The sequence below is a fragment of the Sneathia vaginalis genome (genome assembly GCF_000973085.1).
Classification (GTDB): Bacteria; Fusobacteriota; Fusobacteriia; order Fusobacteriales; family Leptotrichiaceae; genus Sneathia; species Sneathia vaginalis.
In genome coordinates this window covers 279,937-296,987 of sequence record NZ_CP011280.1, presented here as the reverse complement: position 1 = coordinate 296,987, position 17,051 = coordinate 279,937, and the positions used below count along the sequence as shown (strand labels likewise).

General features: G+C 27.2%; 18 protein-coding genes. All 18 read right to left on the bottom strand.

The window, feature by feature from the left end:
• Positions 1–2 precede the first annotated feature (2 nt).
• The 18 genes from VC03_RS01435 to VC03_RS01350 all read right to left on the bottom strand — a co-directional run bounded on the left by VC03_RS01435 (position 3) and on the right by VC03_RS01350 (position 17,050).
• Positions 3–1,424, bottom strand: a complete 1,422-nt coding sequence (locus VC03_RS01435; RefSeq protein WP_046328342.1) for a hypothetical protein — start codon at positions 1,422–1,424, stop codon at positions 3–5.
• On the bottom strand, positions 1,421–1,762 hold the full coding sequence (locus VC03_RS01430) for a hypothetical protein (protein ID WP_046328341.1): 342 nt from the start codon (positions 1,760–1,762) through the stop codon (positions 1,421–1,423). Before VC03_RS01430 ends, VC03_RS01435 begins: the two co-directional genes overlap by 4 nt.
• 2 nt (positions 1,763–1,764) lie before the next feature.
• On the bottom strand, positions 1,765–2,454 hold the full coding sequence (locus VC03_RS01425) for a class I SAM-dependent DNA methyltransferase (RefSeq protein ID WP_046328340.1): 690 nt from the start codon (positions 2,452–2,454) through the stop codon (positions 1,765–1,767).
• A complete protein-coding gene (gene glmM / locus VC03_RS01420; protein WP_046328339.1) occupies positions 2,454–3,818 on the bottom strand; it encodes a phosphoglucosamine mutase in 1,365 nt (454 codons plus the stop codon). The genes VC03_RS01425 and glmM overlap by 1 nt, the downstream gene beginning before the upstream one ends.
• Positions 3,815–4,381 (bottom strand): helix-turn-helix domain-containing protein, encoded by a 567-nt coding sequence (locus tag VC03_RS01415; RefSeq protein WP_046328338.1) that lies wholly within the window; start codon positions 4,379–4,381, stop codon positions 3,815–3,817. Before VC03_RS01415 ends, glmM begins: the two co-directional genes overlap by 4 nt.
• The gene (locus tag VC03_RS01410) at positions 4,381–4,608 is read right to left on the bottom strand and encodes a DUF1858 domain-containing protein (RefSeq protein WP_046328337.1); all 228 of its coding nucleotides are present in this window, start codon (positions 4,606–4,608) and stop codon (positions 4,381–4,383) included. The genes VC03_RS01415 and VC03_RS01410 overlap by 1 nt, the downstream gene beginning before the upstream one ends.
• Before the next feature lie 14 nt (positions 4,609–4,622).
• Entirely contained in the window at positions 4,623–5,486 is an 864-nt protein-coding gene (locus VC03_RS01405; RefSeq protein ID WP_046328336.1) for a YitT family protein, read from the bottom strand.
• A gap of 185 nt (positions 5,487–5,671) precedes the next feature.
• Positions 5,672–5,854 (bottom strand): hypothetical protein, encoded by a 183-nt coding sequence (locus VC03_RS01400; RefSeq protein WP_046328335.1) that lies wholly within the window; start codon positions 5,852–5,854, stop codon positions 5,672–5,674.
• 66 nt (positions 5,855–5,920) lie between these two features.
• Positions 5,921–8,647 carry a magnesium-translocating P-type ATPase gene (gene mgtA / locus VC03_RS01395; RefSeq protein WP_046329232.1) on the bottom strand — a complete coding sequence of 909 codons (2,727 nt, stop codon included), beginning with the start codon at positions 8,645–8,647 and terminating at the stop codon, positions 5,921–5,923.
• A gap of 51 nt (positions 8,648–8,698) precedes the next feature.
• On the bottom strand, positions 8,699–9,166 hold the full coding sequence (locus VC03_RS01390; protein WP_046328334.1) for a winged helix-turn-helix domain-containing protein: 468 nt from the start codon (positions 9,164–9,166) through the stop codon (positions 8,699–8,701).
• An 8-nt stretch (positions 9,167–9,174) separates the two neighbouring features.
• On the bottom strand, positions 9,175–11,541 hold the full coding sequence (gene mgtA / locus VC03_RS01385; protein WP_046328333.1) for a magnesium-translocating P-type ATPase: 2,367 nt from the start codon (positions 11,539–11,541) through the stop codon (positions 9,175–9,177).
• Positions 11,542–11,543: 2 nt separating this feature from the next.
• Positions 11,544–11,996: a dihydrofolate reductase gene (locus VC03_RS01380; RefSeq protein ID WP_046328332.1), complete on the bottom strand. Its 453-nt coding sequence runs from the start codon at positions 11,994–11,996 to the stop codon at positions 11,544–11,546.
• Positions 11,989–12,522 carry a chromate transporter gene (locus VC03_RS01375; RefSeq protein WP_046328331.1) on the bottom strand — a complete coding sequence of 178 codons (534 nt, stop codon included), beginning with the start codon at positions 12,520–12,522 and terminating at the stop codon, positions 11,989–11,991. Before VC03_RS01375 ends, VC03_RS01380 begins: the two co-directional genes overlap by 8 nt.
• Positions 12,516–13,067: a chromate transporter gene (locus tag VC03_RS01370; protein WP_046328330.1), complete on the bottom strand. Its 552-nt coding sequence runs from the start codon at positions 13,065–13,067 to the stop codon at positions 12,516–12,518. The genes VC03_RS01375 and VC03_RS01370 overlap by 7 nt, the downstream gene beginning before the upstream one ends.
• The gene (locus VC03_RS01365; protein WP_046328329.1) at positions 13,042–14,370 is read right to left on the bottom strand and encodes a DNA recombination protein RmuC; all 1,329 of its coding nucleotides are present in this window, start codon (positions 14,368–14,370) and stop codon (positions 13,042–13,044) included. Before VC03_RS01365 ends, VC03_RS01370 begins: the two co-directional genes overlap by 26 nt.
• A complete protein-coding gene (locus VC03_RS01360) occupies positions 14,357–15,520 on the bottom strand; it encodes a YhjD/YihY/BrkB family envelope integrity protein (RefSeq protein WP_046328328.1) in 1,164 nt (387 codons plus the stop codon). The genes VC03_RS01365 and VC03_RS01360 overlap by 14 nt, the downstream gene beginning before the upstream one ends.
• 8 nt (positions 15,521–15,528) lie before the next feature.
• The gene (thiI, locus tag VC03_RS01355; RefSeq protein ID WP_046328327.1) at positions 15,529–16,716 is read right to left on the bottom strand and encodes a tRNA uracil 4-sulfurtransferase ThiI; all 1,188 of its coding nucleotides are present in this window, start codon (positions 16,714–16,716) and stop codon (positions 15,529–15,531) included.
• Complete coding sequence (locus VC03_RS01350) at positions 16,691–17,050, bottom strand: hypothetical protein (protein ID WP_046328326.1); 360 nt, start codon at positions 17,048–17,050, stop codon at positions 16,691–16,693. Before VC03_RS01350 ends, thiI begins: the two co-directional genes overlap by 26 nt.
• Position 17,051 lies beyond the last annotated feature (1 nt).

The following is a 17,051-nucleotide window of genomic DNA, read 5'->3' as shown; positions in this document are numbered from 1 at the left end:
ACTTACCTTTCTATTCCCGCTTCTACTATTATGTTTCTAGTTAGCTTTACAGGAATATCATAATAATCAGAATCATCTTTTATTTCTTTTATAGATCTTATACTATATCCCTTGAAAGTTTTTAATTTATCTAAAGCGTTGTATAATGCTTTTTGATATACAGTGCTATCATCAATTTCGTATTTTAAGTCTATATTTTTTATCCCCTTATTAACTAAATCTAGATATATCTTATTAAATTTTTCCATACTATTAACATTTAAGCTCAATACATGATAAACCTTTTTTTGGCGTATTTCTTTTTCATCTTGTATGATATTTTTTTCTTTAACAATAACTGTTATACCATGCTTTTTGAATTTGTTAATAGTTTCATTCAATATTTCGTTAACTTTTTTTTCACTTTTTGCTTTTATAGTCAAACTATCTATATTATTTATTAAATACTCCATATCATTTATTTTACTAGCTTCAAGCTTAATTTGTATATAGTTTTCTGTAGGTATTTTTTCTACTTCTTCATATGTATTATATACTTTTGTTTTAAAATCATATTCCTTAAGCTGATTTAATATTTCATCATTATCAACTGTTATTTGAATATTAACACTCTTAGGTGTGATATATTCAGTTGCCGTACCATAGATTTTAATACTAGACTTATATTCATCCTTAGCATTATTTACTAATGTATAAGTTACATTTGCATTTAAAGTTGTTTTTGCATCATCCACTTTAAAGTTACTATTAGACTCTGATAAGTACATTGCCCTATCAAAGTAAATATGTTTATTATCCTTCAATTCTTCTATATCTATATTATCTTGTAATTTATACCCCAATATATTTGCAATATTTTTTGCTTTTAAATCTGTTTTAGACAATATCTTAGAGTATAGATTGGTAGCATCATTTGATACATACTTTGGATTACTGATATTTCCATTATATTTTTTTAATACATCAAGGATATTATTTATCTTATTCAAATTATCTACTTCAACTAAATACTTTTTATTAATCTTACATTTATCTATATCATATTTTTTCTCTATATCAAAACTTACTAATTTTGCACCTTTAATATCTTTTAAGTCTAATATTAAATCTTGTATAGCTTCCTTTTCTGTTTTAGCAGTTCTTTTCTTATATATATCATATCCCTTATTTAAAACTATTTTCGCTGTATATGAACCTATTTTTTCTTTTGTATCATTCTCATAATTTAAAAAAGTCAATTTAGAATTCAATAAGTTTAATTCATTCTGTAGCTTATTTTCTTCTAATTTATCTTTAAATATTACAGATATTAATGCCTTATCATTTGTCATCGTTGCAGTATAATTCTCATTCAAACTTAATTTAATTTTTGATGAGAAAGAAATAAGGGATAGTAGTATAAAAAATATTGATATCTTTTTCATTTTTTTGTACCTCCTATTTCTTTAAATAAAGACCAATATCCTGTAAAGATTCCTAATACTATTAAGAATATTAGTATTCCTGGTCTACTTCTATGAAAGCAATATTTACGCAAGATGTAGTATATGCAAAGAAGTAGTATACAAGGTGATGAAAGTGTGAAGATAAATCCTGTTGCTGTTGATATATATCTTGCAAACTTTGTCTTATTCACCGCTTTTTTTTCATCTCCATCTTCATCATACTTACTTTCATCTTGTTCTACAAATTTAGTATTTTCCATTAAATCTGCAAATTCAGAATCTTTTAATTCATGTAAATTATCAAACTTTTTATCCATATTTATTCTTTCTTAGCTATAACAAATATACGAGAATATCCATACTTAGGATTTTTAGCTACATCATAAAGTACATATCCATTATTATTTAATCCATCAATGACTTCTTCCATTTCGTATATATATTTTTTATGATGCTCATCATATCTAGTATAGATATTAGATTTTTCTTTTTTGAATATACTAATGTCTATACGATGTCTATTCTTTTTTTCTTTTTTATGAGTCCAAATTGCTGTATAGTTTTCTTCTTCATCTAGAAATATATCAGATTCAAATATCTCATCGAATATATCTTCTGTTACTATATCAAAGATTAATATTCCACCCTCATCTTGCATCTTTGAACAATGACTAATGAATTTATTAAAATCTTCTAAATAGTTTACTGTATCAAAGTTACAAGTAATATATTTGAATTTATCTTGTATATATTCTTTTTGTATGTCTAAACACACATACTTAATCTTATTGTTTTTTATTTTCGCATACTTTAACATTTCTTCTGATATATCAAGACCTACTACATCAAACTTATCTTTAAAAAACATACTTGTTATTGTTGCAGTCCCGCAACCTATATCCAATATTTTATCAGGTTTTTTAATGTATTTTCTTAAAAACTTATACCATGAATTATAGTCTACATATTTTGTGAATTCATCATATATACTAGCAAATTCTTTATGCATTAGCATAACTCATTTCTAACTACATCGCTTAATTCTTCTACATACTTATCAACTAGTTTTTGTTCTTTAGCTTCAACCATTACTCTTATCAATGATTCAGTTCCTGATGGTCTAACTAAGACTCTTCCAACTCCAGTTAATTCTTCACTAGCCTTCTTTATTGCATTGATTATTGCTTCATTTTCATGCCATGTTAACTTCTTTTCTTTTGCAACTTGTATATTTTCCATTCTTTGAGGCCATAATGTTATTTTTTCTACTAATTCGCTTAATTTTTTCTTTGATTCTATTACAGCTTGTACTAATTGTATAGATGATAATACACCGTCCCCTGTAGTATTGTGATCTAACATTATTATATGTCCTGATTGTTCTCCACCTAGGTTTAGTGATTGTTGTTGCATCTTTTCTAGTACATATCTGTCACCAACATTTGATCTAACTAATCTTATACCTTTCTTTTGTAGGTACTTTTCAAATCCCATATTACTTAATACTGTTGTAACTACTGTATTTGAATTAAGTAGTCCACGTTTTTTAAGATTCATTGCTATTATTGCTATTGTTAAATCTCCGTTTATTATATTACCCTTTTCATCAACAGCTATTAATCTATCTGCATCACCATCGTATGCAAGACCTATATTAGCTTTGTATAATTTAACCATTTCTTGTAATAGTTCAGGATGTGTTGAACCACAGTTAACATTTATATTCTTACCATTTGGTATGTTATTTATTACTATTACATCAGCACCTAATCCTTGGAAAACCTTTGCTGCAACACGGTATGCTGCTCCATTACCTGTATCTATTACTATTCTAAATCCTGTAAACTTTATGTGTGCTGTACTTCTTAAAAATCTTCTGTACATTTTCATATCATCTTCAACGAAGATAAATCTACCTAATCTTTCTGCTGGAACTAGATTTTGCATCATTAATTCCTTATTATCCATGTATCCTTCTAATTCTTCTTCTATTTCATCAGGTAATTTAAATCCATTACTACTAAATATCTTTATTCCATTATCTTTTATTGGGTTATGTGAAGCTGATATCATTACACCTGCATCTACACCCTTTACTCTTGTTAAATAGCTTATACCTGGTGTAGGTAAAACTCCAACAAAGTCAATATTTACTCCCATTGCAGTAAGTCCTGCTGAAAATGCAGAACGTATCATATACCCTGATATTCTTGTATCTGTTCCTAATACTATCTTAGGTTTAACATCCTTATTCTTATTATTCTTGTTTAAATAATATCCTAATGCTAGTCCCAATCTTGTAACAAGTTCAATGTTTAAATCCTTGTTTGCTTCTCCTCTGATACCATCAGTACCAAAATACTTTCTACTCATAGTTTCCTCCTAATACTATATAGTAAAATATACTCTATTGATATATTTTGTAATATTTTTAACTCATCTGTTTCTAATATATATGACTTATCTACTTTTCTTAGCTTTGCTATCTTATTATCGTATATTATATACGCTTCTTTTATCTCTTCATCTTCATATTTTTTAAAAACTAATACATCACCTTTTTTAAAATCAAATAAGTCATATTCTAGTGTAATAAAAAGACTTAAATCAGTTAATGTTCCAAATATCTTTCCTCTGTTTGAGTAAATTCTTTCTTTTTCATTACCTTTTAAGCCTTCCTTCGTCATTTTTTTATTTATTATGTTATAGTAAACTTTTTTTGTTCTTAATTCTTCATATTTTCTTATATTCTTTTCATCTTCACTTGTTATACCAAGAGATATTATTAATTTATACAAGAGTTTTGAAGATGGTTTCTTCTTATCACTTAAAATATTGCTCAAATATTGTGGGCTTATACCTAAAAGCTTTGAAAAATCATCTCTTTTTATCTTACCTTTAATATATTGTTTTAAAATATTACCCGTTGTTTTCATTAATAATCTAATTCTCCATTTTCTTGCATTTCGATTAACATATTTATTTCGTCTATAACTATATCTGGATCTAAGCCATGCACAGCTATACCATCATAAACTGTTTCCATTTCAGAAATGAAACAACCAGAACATCCTAATCCATAACGCATTAAAACTTCTGCTATTATTGGGTATTTTTCAACCGCTTCTAATATATTCATATCTCCTGTTACTCTTTTTTTCATTATATCCACTTCCTTTAAATAGGATCAAGATGAAATTTACCATAAAAGTCTTCAGTTTTGTATATGTTGATAATAGCATTACTATCTATATTCTTTATTACATTAACAACTTCTGCTACCTCATAAGAAGATACGACTGCATATAGGATACCGTATTCCTTGTTTGAATAACCACCTATACCTTTTGCTTTTGTTATACCATGGTGTATTATTTTCATATAGTCTGATATTATTTCATCTGGATACGCAGTAATTACTTGAATTGTAACCCTTGCATATCTTGTGTAAAATTTTGAGATTGTATATGTAGTCACAAATTGAAATATTAACGAATATCCTGCTCTATCCCAACCAAATAAGAAACCTAAAATTATTAAAAGCAATGCATTAAATACAAATATATACTCCCATATTGCCTTATTTATCTTATTTGAAACATATAGAGCGATAAAATCTGTTCCACCTGTTGAACCACCAGCTTTTAGTGCCATAACTATTTGTATTCCATACACAAATGCCCCTACCGTTATATTTAAAATAACGGAGCTAAAAAATGGTTTGAAATCAAATATCATTAAACACACTGAAGCACTTAAAATCTGCAGTAAAGATAATATAGTAAATCTTTTACTAATAGCTTTAGCACAAATTACAGCGACTGGTAAATTTAACACTATCAAAAAGAATGAAACCGATAAATTTATATGTATCTTTTCAAGTCCCATATGTAGTAACAGTGCTAATCCTGTAAATCCCATAGAAATTAACCCAGATGGCCTCATCATAGACTCTATAATATATGCCTGGATTATTCCTGAGCCTATAGTTAACAATATACTTACTATTAACCTTTTCTTTTCATTTGCTTTATTTTTCATCACATCACCTTTTTGTTAATATATAATATTATACTACAAAAAAGATTGTTTTTCTACAAAAAAATAGCTAGATAAAACTAGCTATTTGATACAACAATTTCTTTTTTTATACATCAGGATGTGGTAATGGACCTGAAAAAGTTTCAGAAACTAATTTTAAACTTTTTTTCTCTATGTTTACTGGCTTATTTGCTTTTCTTACCATATTCATTTACTGCCCACATTAAATCTGCTCCAACTTTCTGCCAATCACTTTTTAAAGCTTTTGCATCATCTTTATTAAATCTTGAAGGAAATTTTTTTATAATATCTGTATTTTTACAATTCCAATCAAATAATTTATCTAATTTTTTTATAATTTCTTTCATTTTCACCACTCTCTCAAGTATACAACAATTTTACCTTTAATTTAAAATTATTTCAATAATAATATTTTACAACAACCTATTATAGTGTTTAACATAAAGTTTTTTTATTACTGTTGCTAAAATCATATATACAATTATACAAGGTATTAAGTATAGGAAATAGTCAAATGGTAAGTTAGTAAATCCTAAATATGCTCCAAGTTTTGTAAATGGTATTATTGTTAATAGTAATATACCTGATATTGTTAATGTTGTAACTGGGAAAGATGCTCTACTTTGTATAAATGGTAATTTTATTGTTCTTATCATATGTATTACAAGACTTTGACTCCACATAGATTCAACAAACCAACCTGTTTGGAATAAAGCTATGTATCCTAATCTTACTACACTTAATTGTGTGCCATGATACACACTAGATAAATTATGGAATAAAACACCATTTGAAACAACTAATGGGCAAAGTACAAAATACATAAAGATATATGTTGTAATATCAAATATTGAGCTTATAGGCCCTATCCATAACATAAATGTTTTTATTGATTTTGCTTCCCATTGGCAAGGTTTATCTAACAATTCTTCATCTACATTATCCCAAGGTATTGCAGTACAAGATAAATCATATATTAAATTTAATATTATTAAATGTAAACTTTCCATAGGTAAAAATGGTAACATTGTTGAGGCAACCAATACAGATAACATATTACCAAAATTAGAAGACGCTGTTATCTTTATATACTTTATCATATTTGCATAAGTTTTTCTTCCTTCAAGTATACCTTTTTCTAATACTCCTAAATCTTTTTCAAGTAATATTATATCAGCTGATTCTTTTGCAATATCTACTGCTGTATCAACAGATATACCTATATCTGCTGCTTTCATAGCTGCAGCATCATTTATTCCATCTCCTAAAAATCCTACAACATGACCATTTTGTCTTAGCATACTAACTATTCTAGTCTTTTGTTCTGGGCTTAATTTTGCAAATACATCTGCAACTTCAACAGCAATTTTAAGTCTTTTATCATCCATTTGTTCAATTTCACTACCTAAAAACATATTAGTTATTTTCAAACCAACTTGTTCACAAACAGTTCTAGTTACAAGATCGTTATCTCCAGTTAAAACTTTTGTAGAAACACCATGTTTTTTTAGTGCCTTTATAGCAGCTTCAGTTGATTCTTTAGGTGGATCTAAGAACGCTAGATAACCTATTAAAATCATATCTTCTTCATTTAATTTACCTTCATTTTTTTTAGCTAAAGCTAAAACACGGAATCCTTTTTTATTCAATTCATCTACGGTGCATAAGATTTTTTCTTTTAATTTTTCTGTTATTTCTTTTACTTCTCTTTTTTCTTCTACATATTTACAAACTGATAACATTTCTTCAACAGCACCCTTTGTAACCATTTTTATCTTACCAGTCTTCATATTTTTTACTACAGTTGATAGTCTTCTTCTTTTAAAATCAAAAGGAATTTCATCTATTTTTTCATAATTTTCAGATAAATCTTCTAAATTTTTATCTTGATTTTCTAATTCTTCTGTCTTTTTTATTATCGCTAAGTCCATAAGGTTTTTGTAACCTGTTTGGAAGAAACTATTTAAATATGCATATCTTAATACTCTAACATCATCATTACCTTCTATGTTATAGTAATATTGCAATACAACTTTATCTTGAGTTATAGTTCCAGTTTTATCAGTACATAAAATATCTATTGCTCCAAAATTTTGTATAGAGTTAATATTTTTTACTATGGTATTTTTTTTACTCATAGATACAGCCCCTTTTGCAAGGCTTGTTGTAACTATCATAGGTAACATTTCTGGTGTTAAACCTACGGCTATTGAAATACCAAATAGAAAGGCTGACACCCAATCACCTTTTGTAATTCCGTTTATTATAAATACCAAAGGTACCATAAGTAGCATAAATTTGATTAATAACCAACTTACAGAGTTTACTCCCTTAGTAAAGTTAGTTTCTACAGCTTCTTTAGCAACTGCACTAGCCATAGCACCAAATAGTGTATTATCTCCAACATTTACAGCTACAGCTGTTGCTGAACCTGAAATTACATTAGTGCCCATATACGCTATATTCGTATATTCTGTTATACTTCCGTTATATTCATTTACTTGTGAAAACTTTTCCACTGGTCCACTTTCACCAGTTATACTAGATTGATTAATAAATAAGTCCTTAGCTTCTAATAGTCTTAAATCTGCAGGTATCATATCTCCAGCTGATAAATGCACTATATCCCCAACTACTAATTCATCAAGTGGTATTTCAACTTTCTTTTGTTCTTTTCTTGTTACTGTACAAGTAGTTGTAATCATAGATAATAGTTTTTCTGCTGCATTACCACTTCTAGATTCTTGTATAAATCTTAATGTACCTGATATTATTATTAGTATAATAATTATACTAACAGTAAAGTAGTTAAGATCTTGTTTATTACTTCCAAATAAATTGAAATATGGAAACACTATATCTGTCATACTAGAAACAATTGCTATACAAAGTAATATTGCTGTAAATGGATTAATAAATGCTTCTATTATTCTTTTTAATAAAGATTTTTTCTTTTCTTTTGTAACCTTGTTAACTCCATTTAAGCTTCTACTTTTTTCTACACCTTCTTGATCTAAACCAGTAAGTACTGTTTCTAGACAATTTAATGTTTCAATTATTGAGTGTGTTGCACAAAAATGTATTCTTTCGCTCTTAGTCTTCTTTTCCATCTTATCCCTCCTTTTTTCTATTACACTCATATTGTACAAAAAAAGCAAGAAATATGTTATGGCTAAATTCTTGCTATTTTCTTACTTTTCATTAAATTTGTAACCTATACCCCAAATAGTTAAAATGTACTTAGGATTATCAGGATTATCTTCTATTTTCTTCCTTATTTTCCGTATAAATGCCATTATATTACTATCATCCATTAAATAGTCATCAGCCCAAACTGCTGTATATATTTGTTCTTTTGTAAAAACTTCTCCCCTATTTTTAGCTAGGAATAATAGTATATCAAATTCCTTAGGTGTTAAAAATATTTCTTCATCTTTTTTTAATATCTTTCTTGCTATAGGGTAAATAGATAGGTCCTGTATCTGTATTACACCATTATTTCTTTTTTCGCTATCCTTTTTTTCAATAACCAACATTTGTATATCTTCGGATAATAGGTTTTTTAGAGACTCTGTTAATACATTGGTATTTTCATATTCTTCAATTATTTTTTCTATAGTTAGACTATCTATTATTAAATGTTCTATATTTTTTTTCATAAGTCCTCCTATAATAACTTCTTGTATTTTCTTACATAAAAGATTTTAAAAATGGTTACTAAAATCATATATGATAAAACTATTACTGCTAAGAATATGTAATAACTAAGTGGCAATGTAGTAAATCCTATCAAATTACCCAAAGGACTTATAGTTAATAGACTTAGTAATATTAATCCACTTATTGTTGTAAACATTGCTAATTTTGATGGTTTACTTTGAATAAATGGTATTTTTTCTGTTCTTAAAAGATGTAATATTAAAACCTGTGTCCATAATGTTTCTAAAAACCATCCAGTTTGACATATACTTACAACTTGTTTGTAATTAGTTCCTGCTACACTTGGTGCTAATATTTTGTATAAGAAGAAGAAAGTTAATATATCAAATATCAAACTTAAAGGCCCAAAATATATCATAAATCTTTCTAATGTCTTACCAGACCATTCTAGTGGCCTTTTGATTAATTCTTTATCTACATTATCCCAAGGTAGAATTAAGCATAGTATGTCATATAATGTATTAACTAAAAGAATTTGCACAGAAGTTATGGGGTAAAATGGTAAAAATATACTAGCACAAACTATCGCACAAATATTTCCAAAATTAGATGATGCTGTTATCTTAATATATTTAACCATATTTACAAAGGCTTTTCTTCCTTCTATTATACTATCTTCTAATATATTTAAGTCCTTTTTCAACAACACAATATCTGCACTATCTTTTAAAGCTGTTACAGCATTATCCACAGATATACTTACATTAGCCTTCAACTGAGCTGGTAAATCATTCATACCATCTCCTAAAAATCCTACAAAGTGTCCATTTTTTTGTAAAATTTCCACTATTTTTGCCTTATGTTTAGGGCTTAATTCTACGAAAATATTAGTAGATTCTATTGTAGTATATACATCATCACCCTCTAGCTTATCTATCTGTTCTCCTGTTAGTACCTTATTACATTTTATACCTATTCTTTTGCATACTGCTATGGTTGTCCCTTTATTATCACCCGTTAAGATTCTAATATCTATATTTAAATTATTTAGTTTAGATATGGAACTAGTTGCACTACTTTTTGGAGCATCAAAGAATGAAATATATCCTAACAATATGTAATCATCCTCATCATCTATGTATGTTTTATTTGTTTTTTTATAGCAAATAGCTAAGACTCTCATTCCATCTTCTGTCATCTCATCTACTATATGTCTTACGCTTTCTTGCTTATCATCTTCAATTTTGATTATTTTACCTTTATATTCGATATATGAACATTTTTTTAGTATTTCCTTATATGCCCCTTTTAAAATTATCAAGTCATTTACTTGCACACTAGCATATTTTTTCTCATTATTAAAAGGGATTTCATCTATCTTATTATACTCATTAACTAATTTTTTTAAATATGCATTCTCACACTTTAAGACTGCTCTATCTAAATGATTTTTTGCACCCGTATGATAGTAACTATTTAAATATGCAAAGTCTAATACTTTTTGTGATTCATTACCTAAAATATCTAGATAATATTCAAGTATAACTTCATCTTTTGTTAGAGTACCAGTCTTATCTACACACAATACATCCATACTCCCTAAAGCCTGCATTGCATTTATATTTTTAACTATAGTTTTTTTCTTGTATAAGCTACTACTTGCCTTTGCTAAACAAGCAGATATTACCATAGGAAGTAATTCTGGTGTCAATCCTATAGCAACAGATAATGAAAATACAAATGCTCTTAACCAAAGACCCTTAGTTATACCTAGAATAAGAAAAACTATTGGTAGCAATATTGCCATAAATTTTACTAGTACTATAGAGATTGATTTTGCACCTTCGTCAAAACGTCTTTTCTTAACTACATTATTAATAGCTAAGTTCCCATATACTGTAGACTTACCTAGGGCAATAACCTTGGCTACTGCTCTACCTCCAACTACACTAGTACCTGAAAAAGCTGTATTAGTAGCCCTTTTTTCTACTATGCCACTCTCACCAGTTATAACGGACTGGGACACAAAAAAGTCTGATGTTTCTAACAATTTTACATCAGCTGGTATTCTATCCCCTGCTTCTAATACAATCTTATCATCTAATTTTAGTTGCTCCGAACTTATTTCTATAACCTTATCATCTTTTAATACTTTAACTTTTGTATTAACTAACTTTAATAACTTGTCTGTTATTATCTTTGCTCTTAATTCTTGAGTAAAATGTATTAGTCCACTTAATAGTATGACTAAGAATAAGAAGATTTTTTGCGTTAAAGATGAAAGCAATGCCAAACAAAAAAGTATAGTTGAAAATGGAGTTACAAAAGATCTAAAAATATATGATGAAATTCTTTTATTTACATTTTTTCTCATAACTACTCCATTTTTTCATATACTCTATACTCAAAGCCTGTTTTTTTCTCACTATATTTTAATTTAAACTTATCCTCATATTCTGGAAAATATGTGTCTGCATCTTCATATGCTTTATCTATATAGCTAATATGTAACTCAGATACATAATCTAGTGTTTGTTCATAAATACTTTGTCCACCTATAATATATGCATCTGTATTTTCAGATAAGCATTTTTTTAAATCGTTATATATTATGACACCTTCAATTTCAATATCCTTGTCACAAATCACTATATTTTTTCTATTTGGTAGAGGTCTACCTATGCTAAGATATGTATTATATCCCATAATTACAGTTGAATTTTTAGTTAAATTTTTAAAATGTTTCAAGTCCTCTGGTAAATGCCATAATAACTTATTATCTTTACCTATCTCTCTATTTTTACCTGTTGCCACTATTATTTTAAGCATGAATTAATACTCCTAAAAAACCTATAATCCCTGAAAAAACAATTAATTTTATTAAATTAACTCCCTTGTAGTACAAAATTAAACCTAGTACAAATACTAATATTGTAATAACATTAATATTTTCAAAAACAGCTGATCTTGCTAAGTCTATACTTGTTACTGCTATTAGAGCAACTATTGTTATTGATATACCTTTTAACATAAACTTAACATATTTGTTATCTGTACCTATAACTTTTAAAAATATTGTTAATATTATTATTTGTGGTGTTACAACACCTAATGTTGCTATTATAGCACCTGGTAGTTTTCCAATAGTCAATCCCACAAATGTTGCTGAATTTATCGCAATAGGACCTGGTGTCATTTGAGAAATAGATACAATGTCCAACATGGTTTTTGCATTTATCCACCCATGTTTATTAACAATATATTCTTGTATTAATGGTAGTGCTGCATAACCACCACCAAAGGCAAATAATCCTATTTCAAAAAAAACGAAATATAGTTGTAAATATATTAACATCTTCTAATCCCTTCTATTAAACCTATTACTGCTGACACTACTAATAATATTGCAAGCTTAATTTTAAAGAAATAGCTTAGAATAAACATTATTACTAGTAAGGGAATAAACTTATATTCCACTTTTTTTATCATCTTAATTACAGTAACTACCAGTATTGCACTAACCATAGCACCCACTGCTTGTAATATTGCTTTTATGTATATATTGGTTATAAAGCTATGATAAGCTATTGAAATCAACGAAATAATTACAAGACATGGTAAAACAGAAGCTAATACTGCAGTAATACCACCTAATATTCCTCTTAACTTATACCCTACCAAATATGATGTAGATATTGCAAGAGCTCCTGGAACACTAGCTGATAATGATACACAACTCATCATCTCTTCTTCACTCATAGCATTTAAGTTCTCTACAAATTCTTGTTTTATAATAGGGACTATTGTGTAACCTCCACCAAAGGTAAAAGTATTAATTTTAAGTAAACTTACAAAAATTTTAAATAATGAAATTTTATTGTGCTGTGTTAATTTTTTCAAATTTATCTCCTATTTTCTTACTTGTTGTACTTAACTCCTTCATATCTTTTTCTATTTTTTCAAAATCTTTTATAAGGGTAGTCCAACGTTCTTTGTATCTTTTAAATTCTGGTGCTAAAATTCTCAAACTTTCATAGAGATTTTCAGCATTTTCATTCTTTTCTATATTTATTATAGACAACTGTATTGTTGTAGCTATTGCCATTAATGTTGTTGGCGATGCTATCCACACTTTCTTTTCATATGAATAGTTAATAAGCTCTGGGCAACTAGATAAAATATATATGTATACTGCCTCAGAAGGTATAAACATAATAGCTTGATTTAAGTTTTGAATTACAACGTATTTATTAGATATATCATCTATATGTTTTTTTACATCATCCACAAAACTCTTTCTAGCATCAAGCCCTTCTTGTATTCTATTAAAATTTTCCAATGGAAACTTAGAATCTATTGGTAATAACCCTAGAGGTTCTTTAGAAAAGATAATAGCATCTACAACCTTTTTTTCTTTCATTGCGTATTGTAGATCATATAGTTTTCCCTTTTCACCAAATACATTGTATAGAATTTGTGATAGTTGAACTTCACCAAAATTACCTCTAAGTTTCTTATCAGTCAGAACTTTTTGTAATTCTAAAACATTTTGTGATAATTTATCTATATTTTTCTGTGCTTCATCTATTTTAGATAAACGTTCTAAAACTGATGCGAAAGTTTCATTAGATTTTTTAAATCCTTCTTTTAGACTTTCTTCTAATTTTAAACTTACTATCTCTTTAAAATTATTTATACTATCCTTAGTATTTTTATCTAGTTTATTACTTTGTTCTAATTTCTCCTCTACTCTTTTTAGAAGTATATCTAAGTTCTTATATATCTCATTACGTATTTCTTCTTTAAAACTTGTAATATTTTTTGAATTTGTATCTAACTTTTCAATATTCTTATTTATCAATTCATCGATATTCTTATGTATATCTTCTTTAAAAGTAGTCATATTTTTAACTATATCAAGACTTATACTATTAGAATCTTTTAATTTATCTTCTAATTTTTTTGTAAGATTATCCATATTATTATCAATAGTTTCTCTAGCATTATCTTTGAATAAATTCAGTTGTTCTATAATATCCTTTTTATTATCAAAAATATTTTTAGTTATTCCTTCTTTTATTTCATTGTTCTTATCGACTATTTTTTCTGTTATCTCATACTTTAAGTCCTTCTTACTATTGATATATATTAAATATGCTAAAAGTAAAATTACAACGAAAAGCATCAAGCTAATTATTAGCATTTTTCTCCTTCCATACATCTTTTATTAAAGTATCAACTGGATATTCCTGATAAAGTTGTATATTTGTAAGAGTTTTAGAATCTTTCTTTTCAAATTTTTCTAATACGTCTTTTATAGTAATATTTTCTGGATTAATATTTACTTGATAAAAGAGCGTTCTTCTTTCAAGCTTAACAACATATCCCATATTTTCAAGGCATCTAAGTGTGTGTAAAATCAATTGTATGTTTATACCCAATTTATCACTTATTTGCTTTACAGAATATGGATTCTTATTCTCAAAGAATCTACTTACTATTAAAGCATATACCTGTATACATAGGCTTTTTTTGCTCAAGATATTTATCTTATTCTCAAAGCTAAAATCTTTACTATCTAAAATATATGTTAATTGTACACCTGTTAGAACTATTATCCATAAATATCTGACCCAAACAAGAAATAGTGGTACAAATGCCAAACTTCCATATATTGCATTGTATTTTGATATGCTATTTTGTACGAAACCATAAAAATTACTAAGTACTAATAAGGTTAATATTACTGTTGTTGCAGATATAACAGAAGATTTTAAACTTACATAGGTATTAGGTACTGCGTAATACATAAAGGTTACTATACTTATCATAATTAAAAGTTTTAATATGTTCATTATAACTATAGTAAAAATCCCTATTTTACTAAATGATGATAGAATTTGTAATATTTTATCATTTGTACCTATTAGTAGTAATAGTACTATGGGAATAATAAATATTATTGCAATGTAGTTTATTATCCTTCTTGATAGATTTCTATTTTCCCTAACTTGCCATACAATATTTATTGATTTTTCTAATATCATCAACAAATTAATTACTGACCATAATATAATAACCAAACCAACACCTGATAATACACTAGAATTTAATGAGTTTATCAACTTTTCTGCAACTTCTAGTATATAGTTCAACTGTGTTTCAGAACTTGGTACATATTCTTTTAACCTATTAACTAAGAGTCTATCTAGTCCAAATCCTTTTGATAGTCCCATAACAACAGCAACTAGGGGGAATATAGAAATGAAAGAAACATATGTTAAATTCGTTGCTAAATCCCCTATTTTTGCATTAACAAAATTTCTCGATAATGACTTAATAATCTTTTTCATTTCTACACCTATCTAACTATTACCATTTCTTTATTCATGTATATTTCATTCATTATTTCATCATAATTTTCTATTTTTGCTTCTTCTCTTAAAACATCTTCTATTTTAGGATTAGTAACAGGATGTTTTGGTGCAAACATACTACATGAATCTTCATAAGGTTCTATTGACTTTTCATATGTCCCTATTTCACTAGCTTTTTCCATTATTTCTATCTTATCTTGTCCTATTAATGGTCTAAATACTGGTAAGTCTACACTAGCATTAGTACATGTAAGTCCACACAATGTTTGTGATGCTACTTGTCCCAAACTTTCACCTGTAACCAATGCCTTATATTCATTTTCATTTGCCAGTCTTTGTGCTAACTTCATCATACATCTTCTTGTTAAAATAGTAGTATAGTCTACATTCGTATATTTTTTTATAGCATCTTGCATTTTTAATATGTTCATCTTGAAAAATGCACTAGCCCCATTATATTGTGTTAATATACGCACTAATTCTTCTATCTTATCTAATGCCTTTTGTGATGTAAATGGGAAGCTATGAAAAGTTACATAAGACATTTTCATTCCTCTTTTTGCCATTAAAAATGAGGCAACTGGACTATCTATACCTCCTGAGATAAGCGATAGTCCATGTCCTGCACTTCCTAGTGGTAAACCTCCATAGGCTTTTCTTTTTTCTGTATATACATATACATCTTTTCTAATATCTACATAGATTAATAGGTCTGGATCTTTCATTTTTACATCAGTAAATTTTGAATTTACTAATATATGACCACCTAATTCTTTTGCAAAATCTATAGAGTTTATTGGAAAAGTCTTATCTGCTCTATTTACTTCTACTTTAAAATTCTTTGCTCCATTATCGTATACTTCATTTGCTACTTCTAAGACTTTTTCCTTTATTTTATCTATATCTTTTTCTACTTTTTCAGTTAAAAATAGGCTGTTTATACCAAATACATTCTTTATTGCTTCCAATACTTCTTTTGCATTACCCTTAGGGAAAAGTATAAACTCTTTTGACATATCATTTGATAAAGTAGTTTCAAAAGATAAATTATTTAATTTATTCTTAAGTCTTTTCTTTATGTTTCTCTCAAATGTACCTCTATTTTTACCTTTTAAAACTAATTCACCATATCCTAAACCTATGGCATCAATCTTCGTAATATTTATGTTCATTTTTTAGCCTTTCTACAAACTCTTTGCTCAAGTATTTTTTATACTTTTTCTTCATTAAAAATCTATACATTTTATCTACACAAGGTCTTTGAAGAGCTATAATCAAAATTAAAACTATAATACCTAAAATAAGGCTTACTGTTTCATTAGGTATACGTATTAATACGTGAAATAAAATAAAGACTATTATAACCAAAAGAACTGTATATATTAATAGTGCATTTCTAAGTATTCTGCTTCTAACTTTTCTTACTTTTTTTAAAGTTTCACTATCTATATATCTATGTTTTAACTCTTCTGTTGCAACAAAATATTCTAATTCATAATCATTCATC